This is a genomic window from Streptomyces sp. NPDC001093 (assembly GCF_040298985.1).
Classification (GTDB): domain Bacteria; phylum Actinomycetota; class Actinomycetes; order Streptomycetales; family Streptomycetaceae; genus Streptomyces.
Genome location: NZ_JBEPBF010000099.1, coordinates 1 through 14,151, shown reverse-complemented (window position 1 = coordinate 14,151; position 14,151 = coordinate 1). Strand labels below are relative to the sequence as shown.

Genomic DNA, 14,151 nt, shown 5'->3' with positions numbered 1-14,151 from the left:
CCGGTGAAGCCGGTGTATCCGGTGAAGCCTGAGCTGCCGGTGAAGCCGGTGTATCCGGTGAAGCCTGAGTTGCCGCAGCGGCCGGTCAAGCCGGTGTATCCGGTGAAGCCTGAGCTGCCGGTGAAGCCGGTTTACCCGGTGAAGCCTGAGTTGCCGCAGCGGCCGGTCAAGCCGGTGTACCCGGAGAAGCCGGTACAGCCGGTCAAGCCGACCTACCCGGAACATCCGGTGAAGCCGGTGTACCCGGAGAAGCCGGTGCACCCGGTCAAGCCGACCTACCCCGAGCACCCGGTGAAGCCGGTGTATCCGGAGAAGCCGGTGCAGCCGGTCAAGCCGACCTACCCGGAGCACCCGGTGAAGCCCGTTCGGCCGTCGAAGCCGTCGGAGCCGCATCACGCTCACAAAAAGTCGGACCACGAGCACGAATCGCGGGACGATGAGTAAGTGACAAAGGACAGCTGAGAGAGTCCGGGACACCAACAGGAGATCGCTGGGCCGCCCACAGTGGGCGGCCCAGCGGCATGCCAACTGGGCCGCGAACAGGTTGAGTTGACGCCCTGGCCTGAACCGGGACAGGCGGTGACCAGCGGGAACGGTGTGAGAAGCTGCGGTGGTCAGCACGTCCGCACAACGGAGGAACACCGACGGCATGGCCATCATCCACCACACCACGCTCAAGCCCACGAAGCTGGAGCTGCTCACCGACTGGCTGCCCTCGCGTCCCTGGTACCGCGGGGGCCCGGACGCCCCGGTGCCGGTCAAGTCCGGCGGTTTCCGGCTGGAGGATCCGGAGGGCGAGGTCGGCATCGAGTTCATGGTGGCCACCGACACCGCCACCTCCACCGCCGAAGCGACCGCCTACCTGGTCCCGTTGACCTACCGCGCCGCGCCGCTGCAGGGCGCGGAGCACGCGCTCGTCGGCACGATCGAGCACGGTGTGCTGGGCACGCGCTGGGTCTACGACGGCTGTCACGACCCGGTGCTGGTCACCGAGTTGCTGTCGCTGATGGAGGGCACGGCCCAGGCACACGCCCAGAGCGTCGACGGCGCCCTGGATCCCGAGGTGGTCCGCTCCTGCGCCGGCGCCCCCTTCACCCTGGACGGCTTCACCCCCGAGCCGGCCGACGACGCGGAGGGCACCCGCATCCCCGCGCCGCACGGCACGGTCCTGCAGGTCCACCGGGTCCTGACGCCCGTGCCCGAGAACCCGCCGCTGTGCCCCGAGGGTGCGATCGGTCATGTGGCGCGCGGCTGGCAGGACCCGCAGGGCACGCCGCTGGCGGCGGTGTTCGTGACGCTGCGCACCGCCTGACCCCATTGCACACGCTCGATCCACACGACTCATCGACTCATATCGCTCATCTGGCATGGGCAGGTCAAATCTGTCACGCTTTCGGCAGTCCGCGCCCTGACCCCGTGAGGGCGCGGCGCACCTCTCGGTGCAGCGATCGCGCAAGCCCCGTCAGCGGCCGCCCCGGCGTACCCCAGTCACCGGCGGCCATCGAGCAGGCCGGGAATCCCGGCCTCCGCAAAGGAGTAGCGTGTGAGATCGACCCCCCACAAGGCCCTCGGCGCCGGTGCGCTCACCGTCGCCGCCGTGGCCGCACTCGTGCTCCCCGGCACGCCCGCCGCGGCCCGCACGGCCGCGGCACCCGCCGCCTGCAGTCCGGCGCAGGTCGTCGGCAACGGCGGCTTCGAGAGCGGGACATCGCCCTGGTCGACGTCCTCCTCCACCGTCATCACCAGCCGCTCCGGCGAGACCGCCCACGGTGGCAGTTCCTACGCCTGGCTGGACGGAGTCGGCAGCACCCATACCGACACCCTCAGCCAGAGCGTCACCATCCCCTCCGGGTGCGACGCGGCCACCCTCACCTTCTGGCTGCACATCGACACGGACGAGACGACCTCCTCCGTCGCGTACGACAAGCTCACCGCCCGGATCGGCAGCACGACGCTGGCCACCTACTCGAACCTCGACGAGAACACCGGGTACGTCCAGAAGTCGGTCGACGTGTCGGCGTACGCCGGGCAGACCGTCACGCTCTCCTTCACCGGGACCGAGGACTCCAGCCTCCGGACGAGCTTCGTCCTCGACGACATCGCGCTCGACACCTCGGGCGGCGGCGCGCCACCGCCCGGCGACTCCACGCGCACCCCGGCCGCACCCTCGTACACCGTGAACCTCAGCAGCGACACGAGCGGCACCGAATGGACCGGGCACGAGAGCGTGACCTTCGCCAACGCCTCCGCCACCGCGCTCAACGAGGTCTACCTGAGGCTGTGGGACAACTACCACGGCACCTGCGACGCGATGCCGATCCGGGTCACGGGCGTCACCGGCGGCACCGCGGAGGCCCCCTCCGTGGCCTGCACCGCGCTGAAGATCGACCTGCCGGCCCCGCTCGCCCAGGGCCAGAGCGCCACCATCGGCTTCGACCTGGGCATCACCGTGCCCAGCGGCGCCGACCGGTTCGGCCACGACGGCGCCTACAGCTTCATCGGCAACGCCCTGCCCGTCCTCGCGGTCCGCGACGGCGCCGGCTGGCACCTCGACCCGTACACGGACAACGGCGAGTCGTTCTACTCCCTGGCCGCCGACTTCAAGGTGACCCTGGACCACCCGAGCGGCCTGCTGGTCCCGGCCACCGGCACCTCCACCGACACACCCGGTTCCAGCGGCCGTACGGTGACCACGGCGACAGCGTCGAAGGTCCGTGACTTCGCCTGGGCCGCCGGGCCCTTCACCAAGGTCTCCGGCACCTCGGCGGCCGGCGTCGCGGTGAACGTCTACTCGGTCTCGGGCATCAGCTCCTCCAGCGCCCAGTCCATGCTCAGCACCGCCAAGAGCGCCGTGGACGCCCACGCGGCCCGTTTCGGCGCCTATCCCTACGGCGAGCTGGACGCCGTGCTCGACAACAACTACTGGTTCGGCGGCATGGAGTACCCCGGGTTCGTCCTGGACGTGGTCAGCTCCACCGCCCTCACCCACGAGATCGGCCACCAGTGGTGGTACGGCATCGTCGGCGACGACGAGTACAACGGCCCCTGGCTGGACGAGGCGTTCACGGACTACGCCACCGACCTCGCCCTCGGCAAGACCGGCACCAACTGCTGGAGCAGCGTCTCCTGGGCCTCCAGCGCCGAGAAGATCACCGGCTCCATGGCCTACTGGGACGCGCACTCCTCCCGCTATTCCACCGTCGTCTACGGCTACGGCAAGTGCGCGCTGCACGACCTGCGCCGCGTCCTCGGTGACACCGCCATGGCCAAGCTGCTGAAGGACTACGCGACCGCGCACTGGTACGGCGTGTCGACCACGGCCGAGTTCAAGGCCGCCGCCCAGGCCGCCACGAGCACCGACCTCACCTCCTTCTGGTCCCAGCACCGCATCGAAGGCTGACCGGACCACCCGCATGGGTCAAAAACCGGCCGCGGATTGCTTCATGGGGCGGAACCCGGAGTGCGATACGACCCGACCACGGGTCAGATGGATTACGTGCGAAGCCTCATCGTCCCTTTCCGTGGCCGGTCCCGCCTGTGCCTCACCGGGGCCCTGGCCGCCCTTGTCCTGTTCCTGTCCAGCCCCCCGGCCCTGCCCGAACCCGGCGGGGGTGCACGCGTGCGCGGCGGCGCCTATATGGGCATCGGCGTCCTCGCCCATGACGGAGACACCGGCGCCCGGCCCCCGGCGGGCCGCACCTCGCAGCCCGAGGGCGTCGATGTCGCCAGCCACCAGCTCGCCGTCGACTGGCCGACCCTGTGGAAGGACGGCACACAGTGGGCGTACACGAAGGCCACCGAGGGGACGTACTACACCAACCCCTACTTCACCCAGCAGTACAACGGCGCGTACAAGGCGGGCATGATCCGCGGCGCCTACCACTTCGCCACCCCGGACACCACCAGTGGCGCCACGCAGGCCGACTACTTCCTGGCGCACGGCGGCGGCTGGTCCAAGGACGGCAGGACCCTGCCCGGCGTGCTCGACATCGAGTGGAATCCGTACGGCGCCGCCTGCTTCGGCAAGTCCAAGAGCGCCATGGTCACCTGGATCCGCGACTTCCTGAACCGCTACAAGTCGCGCACCGGCCGGAACGCCATGATCTACACGGCGACCAGCTGGTGGAGCGACTGCACCGGCAACTACAGCGGCTTCGCGGCGACCACCCCCCTGTGGATCGCCCGTTACGCCTCGGACCCGGGGACCCTGCCGGCCGGCTGGTCGTACCACACGATGTGGCAGTACACCTCCACCGGCAAGACCGTCGGGGACCACGACCGCTTCAACGGCGCCCCGGACCGGCTGAAGACCTTCGCGACCGGCTGACCCCGGTCCTGGCGCCACTCCTGGGTGCGCGGCAGCTCGAGCGGTGCTCCGACGTCACCTCGTGCTCCGCGATCGCCTCCGCTCCGAATGCAGGGACAGGAGGGAGAGGTGGGGCAGGCCTTGGTCCTAGTGGCCGTGCGTGAAGAGCATGCGCAGGGCGAGCGCCGTCATCACGGCGCTGGACACCAGGGCCGTGACGAGCCGCCCCCGGCTGCCGGTCAGGAGCCGGCCGAGCAAGGCCCCGCCGCCGGCCAGGAGCAGTTGCCAACTGGCCGATGCCGTAAAGGCGGCCAGGACGAACAGGGCCCGTTCGAGGTGGTCCGGTGCCGCCGAGGTCTGGCTGCCCAGCACCAGAGCCGCGAAGTAGATCACGGTGAGGGGGTTCATCATCGTGACGCCCCACAGACCCAGGAAGGCCCGGGCGGGGCGCAGGGGAGTCGCGCCGGTCCGGGAGGCCGTCGGCGGCGTACGGTAGTGGGCGATCGCCGTTGCCGCGCCGCGCACCGCCAGCACGACGAGCACCGCGCCGGCGACCCAGCGCAGGGGATGCACGATCGGCTCGACGGCGTGTGTCAGCGCGGAACCTCCGATCACGGCGATCAGCGCGTACAGGCCGTCCGCCGCCGCGACACCCAGCGCGGCACAGGCACCGATCCGCAACGAGGTCCGGGCGGTGAGCGCCACCAGATACGTCCCGACGGCTCCCACCGGTACGGCGATGCCGTAGCCCGCGAGAAGCCCCGCGACCAGCGCCGCGGTCATGCGTGCACGGGCGTGGGCCTTCTCCGGCGGCCGCGCTGCTGTCGACCACGCACCGATCGGTCGGCGGCGGTCCACGGCAGGAAGGCGGTCAGCGAGGTCATGCGCCGATCGTGACGGCAGCGCGGCTGCCCGGACAACTCCTTTTCGCCGTCTCGCTGAGACCGCCCCGCGTCAGCCGCGGCGTGCCGTGACCGGCGCGGTGTGGTTGCCGCGGTGTGGCCGGACATGCCGCTGGCGGCCGAACTGTCCTCGTGGGTCCGGGCCATGGCGCCGACCCGGCCCTGGTCCCGGCCGGCGAGACCGAGATGCGGCCGGCGTCGACGGACGCGACATCGCTGCCTTCCAGGTGCCGTCGCCGTTGTCGGCGTAGGCGGACTTGAGCACGGGGTGCGGATTCTGCGTGGTGGCGTCCGCACCGCGGGCGGTGCCCGTGCCGTCCGCATGGCGTTGAGGATCCGGTCGGGTATGGGCGCCTCCAGGCCGCCGGTGCTGACGGCGATCGAGGGTACGCCGTCCTCCAGGGCCGTCATCGCGGCGCCCACCGTGCCCGAATGGGTGGCCAGGGCCGCGAGGTTGGGGCCGAAGTTCGTCCCGGACAGCACCAGGTCCGGGGCGTGCCGGTCGAACACGGCGGAGAGGCCGAAGTTCACCGCGTCCGCCGGCGAGCCGTCGACCGCCCACACCTTCGCCCGCGGGTGCCGTACGCCGATCGTGGGGGCGCTGGAGATACGGGTACCGGCTCCGCTCTGGTTCGTGAGCGGGGCGACGATCGTCACGTCGTTCCCGGCGGCGGGGCGGCGGTTGCCGTGGGGGCGGCCAGGGTGCCGGCGCACAGCAGCAGCGCGGCCGGCGGGAGGAGCGGGAGACGCGGAGGAGACGTCTGCGAGGCACGGGTACTCCTTGGCAGGGGCGTGATGGTGGCTCAGCGGGCAACTGAAAAGAGCGGGGTGGCGGCTCAGCGCACACCGCGGATGGGCAGGATGGCGAGCGCGCCGAGCAGCGACAGCACGCCGCCGAACAGGAACAGCGGGGTGTAGCCGCCGAGCGCGGTGACCACGGCCGAGGCGACGAACGGCGCCACGATCTGCGGTCCGGCGTTGGCGATGTTCAGCACGCCCAGATCGCGTGCGGCGTCCTCGGCGCGGGGGAGCACGAGGGTGACGACGGCGGTGTCCACGGCCATGAAGCAGCCGAACGCCAGCCCGTTGAGGGCGCTGAAGACGAGCATGCCCGGCCAGGTCGGCGCGACCACGGGCACCACCATGACGACACCCGCCAGCGCCGCCGAGACGCCGACGAACACCTTGCGCCGGTTCCAGCGGTCCGACAGCAGGCCGCCGACCAGCGTGGAGACGGCCATCGCCGCCATCGACACCGGAGTGAGGACGGCCATGGCGTCCGCCGCGCTCAGTCCCCCGGGCAGCGCGATGTGGTCGTCGAGGATGTACAACTGGTAGCCGACGACGGAGAAGTAGCCCAGCACCATCAGCGCGCGGCCGATGAAGGCCCAGCGGAAGTCACGGCTGCTCAGCGCCGACAGGAAGACGGCCGTGCGCCGGCGCCGGGGCAGAGCCGGTGCGGGTTCGGCACCCTGGTCCCGCGGTACGTCCCGGCACAGCGCCGTCAGCAGCACCGCCGCCGCTGCCGCCACGAGTCCCAGTGCCAGGTATCCCGAGGAGAGATGGCCGGCGGTTCTCGAGGCGATGAGAACGCCCAGCGTGCCGCCCACCGGCAGGGCGAGGCCCACCAGGGCGGAAGCCGTGCCGCGGCGGGCCGGCGGGATCCGGTCGGGCACGATGGCGGTGACGGCGGCCTGGTAGACGTTCATGGTCGCCTGGACCAGGCACCATCCGATGCCCGTCAGCAGCGCCGTGTGCACGCTGCCGAGGAAGGCGAGACCGGCCAGCGAGGCCAGCACTCCGCCGAGCACCCAGGGGTTGCGGCGTCCCGAACGGTCCGAGAGCGCGCCGGCGACCGGATTGCAGGCGGTCGCGAACACCGAGCTGACCCCGCCGATCAGGCCCAGCAGCGCCACTTTGTGGTGCGCGTCGATCGCGGCGACCTGCGTGGGCAGCAGGACGGACCCGACCCCCAGGTACACCGCGTACATCGACGCGTTGGCGACGAGCAGCAGCGTCATCAGCCCCCGCTGCCGGGACTCGGGTGCGGCCGGCGCGGCGGCGGGCCGGAGATCTTCGGTCGGCACGGGCATGGCGACTCCTGGAGGAAGGGGAGGGGGAAGCGAAGAGAGGCAGAACGCGGCCGGGGCGGAAGTGGGTTACACGAGTAACCGACGGCGATGGTCCTTGTGTAGCACCCGGTCGTGGGGTTGAACAGAGGTCCGCGGCAGGGAAGCCGATTCGTCATGTGACGCGTGTAACCTGAAGGCGCACACAACCCGGTGGAAGGGAACCATGGCGAGGACAGCGGCCGGGGCCGTCACCAGTGCCGATGTCGCTCGGCTGGCGGGCGTCTCGCGGGCCACCGTTTCCTTCGTGCTGAACAACACCCAGGCGCACCGGGTGAGCGAGGCGACCCGCGCGAAGGTCCTCGCCGCCGCGGACACCCTCGGCTATGTGCCGCACGCGGCGGCCCGCTCCCTGCGCGCGGGCCGCAACAACCTGGTGCTGATCCCCGCCGCCGTGTCCGCCATCGGGCGCCTGGTCAGCGGCTGGATCGACGACCTGCACACGGAGCTGGAGCGGTACGGCTACACGACGGTCCTGCACGCCTGCCGGTTCGCCGATCCCGGCAGCGCGGCCCGCGCGTGGGCCGAACTGCGCCCCGGCGCGGTCCTGGCGCTGGACGGCACGAGCCTGGACGCGGCCGCCGTGGACGTGCTGCGGCGCGCCGGTGTACGGGCCCTGATGGCCCTCGCTCCGCGGCCCGTCGAGGGCGTCCACACGGTCGTGTTCGACGACCAACGGGTGGGCGTGCTCGCGGCCGAACACCTCGTCGCGCGGGGGCGGCGGCGCCTCGGCGTCGTCATGCCCCGCGAACGGGGCCTCTCCGCCTTCGCCGAGCCCCGCCTGGCCGGCGCGCGGAGCGTGGCCGCCCGGACGACGGCGACGGTGACCCGGGTGGAGATGGAGTACACGCGCGCGTTCGCCGCCGAGTTGGCGCAGGGCTGGACGGAGCGCGGCCTGGACGGCGTCTTCGCCTACAACGACGAGTACGCGGCGGTGCTGCTGGCCGTGCTGCGGGACGAGGGCGTCGACGTCCCCGGTGACGTCGCCGTCGTAGGCTGCGACGACCTCGTGACAGCGGCCCTGCAGCGCCCCGCGCTCACGACGATTCGGCTGGACGCGCCCTCCGCCGAGCAGGTGGCCGCGACGCTGCACGACCTGATCGAGACCGGCACCGCGGCACCCCTGCCGGCGGTCGAACCGGTGCTGGTACGCCGTGACTCGGCCTGACGGCAGCTGCCTCCGGGGAAGGACCTGACGGCGTCCGGAGGTCAGGCGGTCAGGTGGCGGTGGAGGAAGTCCACGCTGTGCGCCACGATCGCAGGCACCTCCGCGGAGCCGAGGAAGATGTGGTCGGCCCCCTCGACCGGCCGCAGTGTGACATCACCGCCCGCGCCCCTGAGCACCCGGGCCAGCACCTCGCTCTGGCCGTAGGGCACGACCTGGTCCTCGCGGCCGTGGATCAGCAGGAACGGAGGCGCGCCGCCGTCCGCCGCGTAGGTCACAGGGCTCGCGGCGCGGGCCCGCTCCCGGCGTTCGGTCTCCGGCCCGCCGAGCAGGGTGAGGACGGGGTTCGGGTACGACGGCTCGCCGGGCAGGGAGGGCATGCGGTGGGCCAGGAGCGGCTCGAGGTCGGAGACGCCGTACCAGTCGACGACGGCCCGCACCCCGCTGTCCCCCTCCCGCACGCCCTCCATCCCTTCGAGGCCGGCGCCGTGTGTCTCGGCGCGGACCAGGCCGGCCAGTGCGGCGAGGTGTCCGCCGGCCGACTCGCCCCAGGCGCCGATCCGTTCGGGGTCGATGCCGAGGGCCGCGGCGTGCTGCCGTACATACCGGATGGCGGCCTTGACGTCATGGAGCTGGGCGGGGAAGGGCGCCTCCAGGCTGTGCCGGTAGTCGACGGCGACCAGCGCCAGACCGGCCCCGAGGACGGCCCCGTGCAGCAGCTCCACCGGCACCGTGGGCGGCGGATAGCGCCGGTCGCCCTCCAGCCAGCCCCCGCCGTGGATCCACACGACTGCCGGTACGGGTGCCGCGGCGGGCGGTACATGGACATCCAGCAGGCGCGGCCGGTAGCCCGGCGAGATCGCGTAGGTCAGCCCGTGGAAACGGCGGACACCGTCGGCGCCTTTCACGGAGGGGCTGGGAGCGCGGAACGGGGGCGGCGGCCAGCCCGTGTCGAGCTGGGCGGGTGCGGTCGAGGTCATGGCGGGGCCTTCCGTCGTCGGCCGGGGCAGTGCGCCGAGGGCGCGGGCTCGTCGGCGCAGCAGGATGTTACACGTGTAACTACCGCCTGGCGAGGGTCTTCCCCGACGGCTGCGCGGCGTGCCGCCTACGCCGTCCACGCACCGGGCGTCCGGGCCCTCGCCCTCGGCGTGGGCGCCTCGGTTCCCTCGCCGAGGACGACCTGGACCGTATGCGCCCCGCCCTGCTGTCCCTGCCCGGCGGCGCCAGGTCCGTCGTGTCGGGCGAGGCGATGCGGAGCGCCGGCTGAGCGCCGGCTGAGCGCGGGCGTGCGTCGCCGCCGTCGTACGCCCGCGGGTGCCGCACGTCGAAATCCTCCAGCTGCTGGTCTCCCCGGTGCACCGGCTCGTGGTCGGCAGGCCCCAGGGGGGCAGGTCAGCCCAGGCGCGGCGGCGTCCAGTCGGCGTGCCGGAGGATCGCTCGTGTCGCCAGCCGGGACGGGGTGACCCGGAGCGCGGTGTTGCGCAGGGCCACGGCCAGCGGGTGGGACAGCCGCTGGCCCATCCGGCCCGCCTGCCGGGCCGCGCGGGCGACCGCCTGGGAGCGCGGGCGGCGCTCGGCGTCGTAGCGGGCCAGGGCTGCGGCGACGGAGGGCTGCGTGGCGAGCGCGGCGGCGAGCGTGGCCGCGTCCTCCAGGGCCTGGCAGGCGCCCTGGCCGAGATTCGGTGTCATGGCGTGCGCGGCGTCGCCGAGGAGCACCACCCGGCCCGCGACGAACGACCGCAAGGGCGTGGCCAGTTCGTGGATGTCGTGGTGGAGCACGGCCTCCGGCCGGGTCGCGTCCAGGAGGGCGGGGACCGGATCGTGCCAGCCGCCGAAGCGGCGGCGCACCGCGCCGAGCGGGTCGGCGTGGCGCACGCCGGGCGGTGCGGTGAGCACCGCGTGCCACTCGGCCCGGCCGTCGCAGAAGCGGATGTGGCCGAACTCCGCGCCCTCGCCCCAGGTCAGCTCGAAGTCGGTGCGCAGGTCCAGCGGCCCGTCGGTCACGGCCCGCAGGACCGTCGAGCCGGCGTACACCGGGCCGGGATGATCGGGGAACAGCAGTCCGCGCAGCCGGCTGCCCACCCCGTCGGCCGCGACGACCAGGTCGGCGTCCAGGACCTCGTCCCCGGCCGGCACGCCCACCCGGTCGGGGGCCGAGCGGTCCAGCGCCGGCACGGTGACGCCGGTCAGCAGGCTCTCGGCCGGCAGGGCCTCGCGCAGCAGGCGGTGCAGGACCGCGCGCCGGATCCCGACGATCGGCGTGCCCAGCGCGCGTTCGAGGGCGGCGCCGTCCATCCGCGCCAGCCATCGGCCCCCGGGGGCGCGGGTGCCGCCGGTGTATTGCGGGCGTGCCGCCGCGCGCACGGCCGCGCCGACGCCGAGGGCGTCGAGGGCGCGCAGGCCGTTGGCGTGCAGCGAGATGCCCGCGCCCGCGTCGGCGAGGGTGCCGGCCCGCTCCACGACCCGTACGTCCCAGCCGATCCGGCGCAGGCCGATCGCCGCCGCCAGCCCGCCGATGCCACCTCCGACCACCACCGCCGTACCGCCCATGCCGGACCCCCTTCGACCTTGGTTCGCACCAGGGCTTCTACAGGTGTAGAAGCCCTGGCGAAGACCCTACAACCTCGTTCTACGGCTGTAGAAGCGGGGGTGTAGAAAGTGAGGGTGTCCACAGACCGACGTACTCTCCTCGCCGACGCGGCCATCGCCGTCCTCGCCGACGCCGGCATGCGGGGGCTGACCCATCGCGCGGTGGACCGGGCGGCACAGCTGCCGCCCGGCACCACGTCCGCCTACTACCGCACCCGCCAGGCCCTGCTCACCGCACTGGTCCGGCGCCTCGTGGCGCTCGACCAGGCCGAGCTGCAGGAGATCGGTGCGAGGACGCCGCCGTTGCGGACCGCCGCCGAAGTGGTCCTCGGACTCGTCGCGTTCACGGCGGCGAGGCTCACCGGGGAAGGGCGCAGACGCTCCCTGGCGCGCTACGCGTGCGCCGTCGAGAGCGCGCGCCATCCCGAACTGCGCGAGATCCTGGTGCCGCGCGAGAACCTGGCGCGGCAGGCGTTGTGCGACTTTCTCGCCGCGCAGGGCGTGGCCGACCCGGAGGAACGGACGGTGACGCTGCTGACCTGCGTGGACGGCCTGGTCTTCGACCGGCTGGTGAACGGTGGGAGCGTGGCGGAGGAGGAGCTCCGCGGACTGGTGGCGGCGGCCCTGCGCTGAGCGGTACGCCGGCGGTCGCGGCGCCGGCGGTACGACGCTGACCGGTCAGCGCCATGTCCCTTGAGACTCACGGCAGTTGATGATGTGGGACGCGCGGCAGTCGATGACGGCCCGGACTCACGGCGGCACCGCACGCAGTGCGCGCAGCACCGCCCAGACCACCGACACCATCGGCACGGCCACCACGGCACCGATCACCCCGGCGATGATGCTGCCGGCGATCACGGACACCGCGACGACGAGCGGATGCAGCCGCACGGCCCAGCTCATCACCAGCGGATGCAGCACATGCCCCTCCAGCTGGCCGATCACGACGATCAGCGCCAGCACGGCCAGAGCCGTCAGCGGTCCCCGCCCGGCCAGCGCGACGATGGTGGCGACGCCGAGCGCGACCGGCGAGCCCACCAGCGGCACGAACGCGGCGAAGAACTCCAGCAGCGTCAGCGGCAGCGCGAGCGGCACGCGCAGCACGAGCAGCGCGATACCGACGAGCACGGCGTTGGTGGCGGCCACGATGATGATGCCGCGCGTGTACCCGGCGAAGGCCCGCCAGGCGGCCCACCCCGCCCGGTCCCACGCCGGACGGGCGCCGACCGGCAGCATCTGGTCGCGGACCCAGCGCCACAGGCGTTCACCGGAGTGGATGAAGAACACCGAGGCGAACAGCGCGAGCGCGCCCCCGGTGACCAGCTCCACCGCGCGGCTCAGCCCGCTGACGGCACGGCTGAGCAGGATGGACCGGTGCGCGGACAGGTAGTGCGTCACCTGGTTCTCCAGCTCGGACAGCCGGTGGGGACTCAGCCGGAACGGCGGCCGCTGGAGCCACTGTTCGATGCGGTGCACCCCGCCCCGGAACTCGCCCGTCAGCCTGGCCGACTCGCCCGCCACGGCGTTGCCCACCAGGGCCAGCAGAGCGAGCAGGAACAGGATGCTGCCGACCAGCGCCACGGCGACGCACAGCGGCCGCGGCAGGGCCCGGTCGAGCAGGTCCGTCAGCGGGCGCAGGACGGAGGTGACGACCAGCGCGAGGAACAGGGCCACGGCGACGAGCTGGAAGCTGCCGAGGATGCTGAAGACGCCGTAGACGACGATCCCGACGAGGATGAGCCGCCAGGCGTAGGCCGCCCCGACCCGCAGCCACGGCACCGTCCGCTCGGCCGCCGGCACCGGTTCGGTGCGCGGTACGGCCGGGAGCCGCACGGTGTACGCCGGCCGGCTGCCCAGCACCCGCGTCCTGCGGCGCCGGCCGTCCGGCCCGGCCGCCCGCCGACGCGCATCGCCCACCACCGTTCCCGGCTCCTCTCCGTCATCCCGGATGACGGTCGGTCACACGTAGAACCGTAAGCGCACGTCGCGAGAGGGGCGCGCGCAATGCGCCCGCGCGTGGTTTCCGCCGGACGGCGGCGCTTCGCACGGCGTGTCACCGTCATCGGGAGACTTTGACGATCTCCCAGGCGACCGCGGCGGACGGGTCCGCGAGGACGAAAGACACACCCGCGGATCCAGGCGGGCGAGCCCGGCCTCCACAGGTCCCCCTCGTGTCCCCCTCGGATCGCCGGCCCGACACGGCGGCCCCCACCTGCGCGCTCACCCGCCAGACCTTCGTCGGCGACCGGCGGCAGTAGAAAGCGCTCACAGGACCTTCACAACCGCCGCGGGTGGCCCGAGCGGGGCGGGGCACTCGGAGAGTGTCGTCGGCAGAGGGGATCCTCCAGTGATCACTATCGCCGTCCTGCTGCTCCCCGTCCTCGCCGTCCTGCTCTTCGGTCTCGACCAGGTCGAGGACCGGTGGATCCTGCATCGCCCGACGGCCCGCCACACCCAGGGCCCACCGGCACCGCCGCATGAAGCTGGGCCGCCGCTGAACCGTAGCCGGGCCTGCGCTCAGCGGCCCGTCGTGTCCTCGCCGAGGCCGGCGCACCGCCGGTAGCGGACGATCGCCTTGCCGAGTTCGATCCGTTCCGGTTCGGGGAGTGTGCCGCCCTGGGCGTACTCCAGGATGTGCTCGGCGACCGTCCGCAGTTTGGTGTTGGTGCGCTGGGAGACGTCCCGCAGTGCCCGCCAGCCCTCTTCGGGGGCGATCTGCCCGAGGACGACCACGGCCCCGATGGCCTGATCGATCACCGCGTGCGAGGACACGGCGCACCGCAACTGCTCGTTCTCGTTCACCAGCCGGTCGTACTCGGCGGCGAGCTCGGTCGAGGAGAGCAGCACCAGCGGCTGCCGCCGGGAGAGCGCGAAGAAGGCCATGGAGCACCTTTGCGGGGTTGGAGGCGTCACTGCCACGCTTGCCCTCGACGGGCGCTTGCACACCCAATTGAACCAGCAGCGCCCGCAGCCGCGATCAAGTCCGATCTGACCGCCCGCGTGGCGGCGCTGAAGGAGAGGGGCGTCTCGCCCGGCCTCGGCACGATCCTGGTCGGGGAC

The 14,151-nt window shown here is 72.7% G+C and carries 12 protein-coding genes and 2 pseudogenes; 7 read left to right on the top strand and 7 right to left on the bottom strand.

The window, feature by feature from the left end; translation table 11 throughout:
• The 4 genes and pseudogenes from ABT288_RS35335 to ABT288_RS35320 all read left to right on the top strand — a co-directional run.
• Positions 1 to 444 (top strand): annotated as a pseudogene (locus ABT288_RS35335) (hypothetical protein); the annotation flags it as partial.
• A gap of 205 nt (positions 445 to 649) precedes the next feature.
• Complete coding sequence (locus ABT288_RS35330; RefSeq protein WP_351616799.1) at positions 650 to 1,312, top strand: maltokinase N-terminal cap-like domain-containing protein; 663 nt, start codon at positions 650 to 652, stop codon at positions 1,310 to 1,312.
• Positions 1,313 to 1,543: 231 nt separating this feature from the next.
• Positions 1,544 to 3,400 (top strand): M1 family aminopeptidase, encoded by a 1,857-nt coding sequence (locus tag ABT288_RS35325; protein ID WP_351616796.1) that lies wholly within the window; start codon positions 1,544 to 1,546, stop codon positions 3,398 to 3,400.
• 87 nt (positions 3,401 to 3,487) lie between these two features.
• On the top strand, positions 3,488 to 4,327 hold the full coding sequence (locus tag ABT288_RS35320; RefSeq protein WP_351616793.1) for a lysozyme: 840 nt from the start codon (positions 3,488 to 3,490) through the stop codon (positions 4,325 to 4,327).
• A gap of 126 nt (positions 4,328 to 4,453) precedes the next feature.
• Here ABT288_RS35320 and ABT288_RS35315 read toward each other — a convergent pair whose 3' ends face one another.
• The 3 genes from ABT288_RS35315 to ABT288_RS35305 form a co-directional block, all read right to left on the bottom strand.
• A complete protein-coding gene (locus ABT288_RS35315) occupies positions 4,454 to 5,089 on the bottom strand; it encodes a LysE family transporter (protein ID WP_351616790.1) in 636 nt (211 codons plus the stop codon).
• Positions 5,086 to 5,865, bottom strand: coding sequence for a 5'/3'-nucleotidase SurE (locus ABT288_RS35310; protein ID WP_351616787.1), 780 nt, complete (start codon positions 5,863 to 5,865; stop codon positions 5,086 to 5,088). Before ABT288_RS35310 ends, ABT288_RS35315 begins: the two co-directional genes overlap by 4 nt.
• Before the next feature lie 179 nt (positions 5,866 to 6,044).
• Entirely contained in the window at positions 6,045 to 7,301 is a 1,257-nt protein-coding gene (locus tag ABT288_RS35305) for an MFS transporter (protein WP_351616784.1), read from the bottom strand.
• A 202-nt stretch (positions 7,302 to 7,503) separates the two neighbouring features.
• Here ABT288_RS35305 and ABT288_RS35300 point away from each other — a divergent pair, with 202 nt between their 5' ends.
• On the top strand, positions 7,504 to 8,505 hold the full coding sequence (locus ABT288_RS35300) for a LacI family DNA-binding transcriptional regulator (RefSeq protein WP_351616781.1): 1,002 nt from the start codon (positions 7,504 to 7,506) through the stop codon (positions 8,503 to 8,505).
• 41 nt (positions 8,506 to 8,546) lie between these two features.
• On the opposite strand, the gene ABT288_RS35295 is transcribed toward ABT288_RS35300, so the two are convergent.
• Both ABT288_RS35295 and ABT288_RS35290 read right to left on the bottom strand, forming a co-directional pair.
• A complete protein-coding gene (locus ABT288_RS35295) occupies positions 8,547 to 9,482 on the bottom strand; it encodes an alpha/beta hydrolase fold domain-containing protein (protein ID WP_351616778.1) in 936 nt (311 codons plus the stop codon).
• 412 nt (positions 9,483 to 9,894) lie between these two features.
• Positions 9,895 to 11,052 carry an FAD-dependent monooxygenase gene (locus tag ABT288_RS35290; RefSeq protein ID WP_351616775.1) on the bottom strand — a complete coding sequence of 386 codons (1,158 nt, stop codon included), beginning with the start codon at positions 11,050 to 11,052 and terminating at the stop codon, positions 9,895 to 9,897.
• A gap of 114 nt (positions 11,053 to 11,166) precedes the next feature.
• On the opposite strand from ABT288_RS35290, the gene ABT288_RS35285 reads away from it, so the two are divergent.
• A complete protein-coding gene (locus tag ABT288_RS35285) occupies positions 11,167 to 11,724 on the top strand; it encodes a TetR/AcrR family transcriptional regulator (RefSeq protein WP_351616772.1) in 558 nt (185 codons plus the stop codon).
• A 117-nt stretch (positions 11,725 to 11,841) separates the two neighbouring features.
• Here the strand turns inward: ABT288_RS35285 and ABT288_RS35280 are convergent, their stop codons facing one another.
• Complete coding sequence (locus ABT288_RS35280) at positions 11,842 to 13,011, bottom strand: AI-2E family transporter (RefSeq protein ID WP_351616770.1); 1,170 nt, start codon at positions 13,009 to 13,011, stop codon at positions 11,842 to 11,844.
• 597 nt (positions 13,012 to 13,608) lie between these two features.
• Positions 13,609 to 13,974, bottom strand: a complete 366-nt coding sequence (locus ABT288_RS35275; RefSeq protein WP_351616767.1) for an ANTAR domain-containing protein — start codon at positions 13,972 to 13,974, stop codon at positions 13,609 to 13,611.
• A gap of 66 nt (positions 13,975 to 14,040) precedes the next feature.
• Here ABT288_RS35275 and ABT288_RS35270 point away from each other — a divergent pair.
• Positions 14,041 to 14,151 (top strand): annotated as a pseudogene (locus tag ABT288_RS35270) (bifunctional methylenetetrahydrofolate dehydrogenase/methenyltetrahydrofolate cyclohydrolase); the annotation flags it as partial.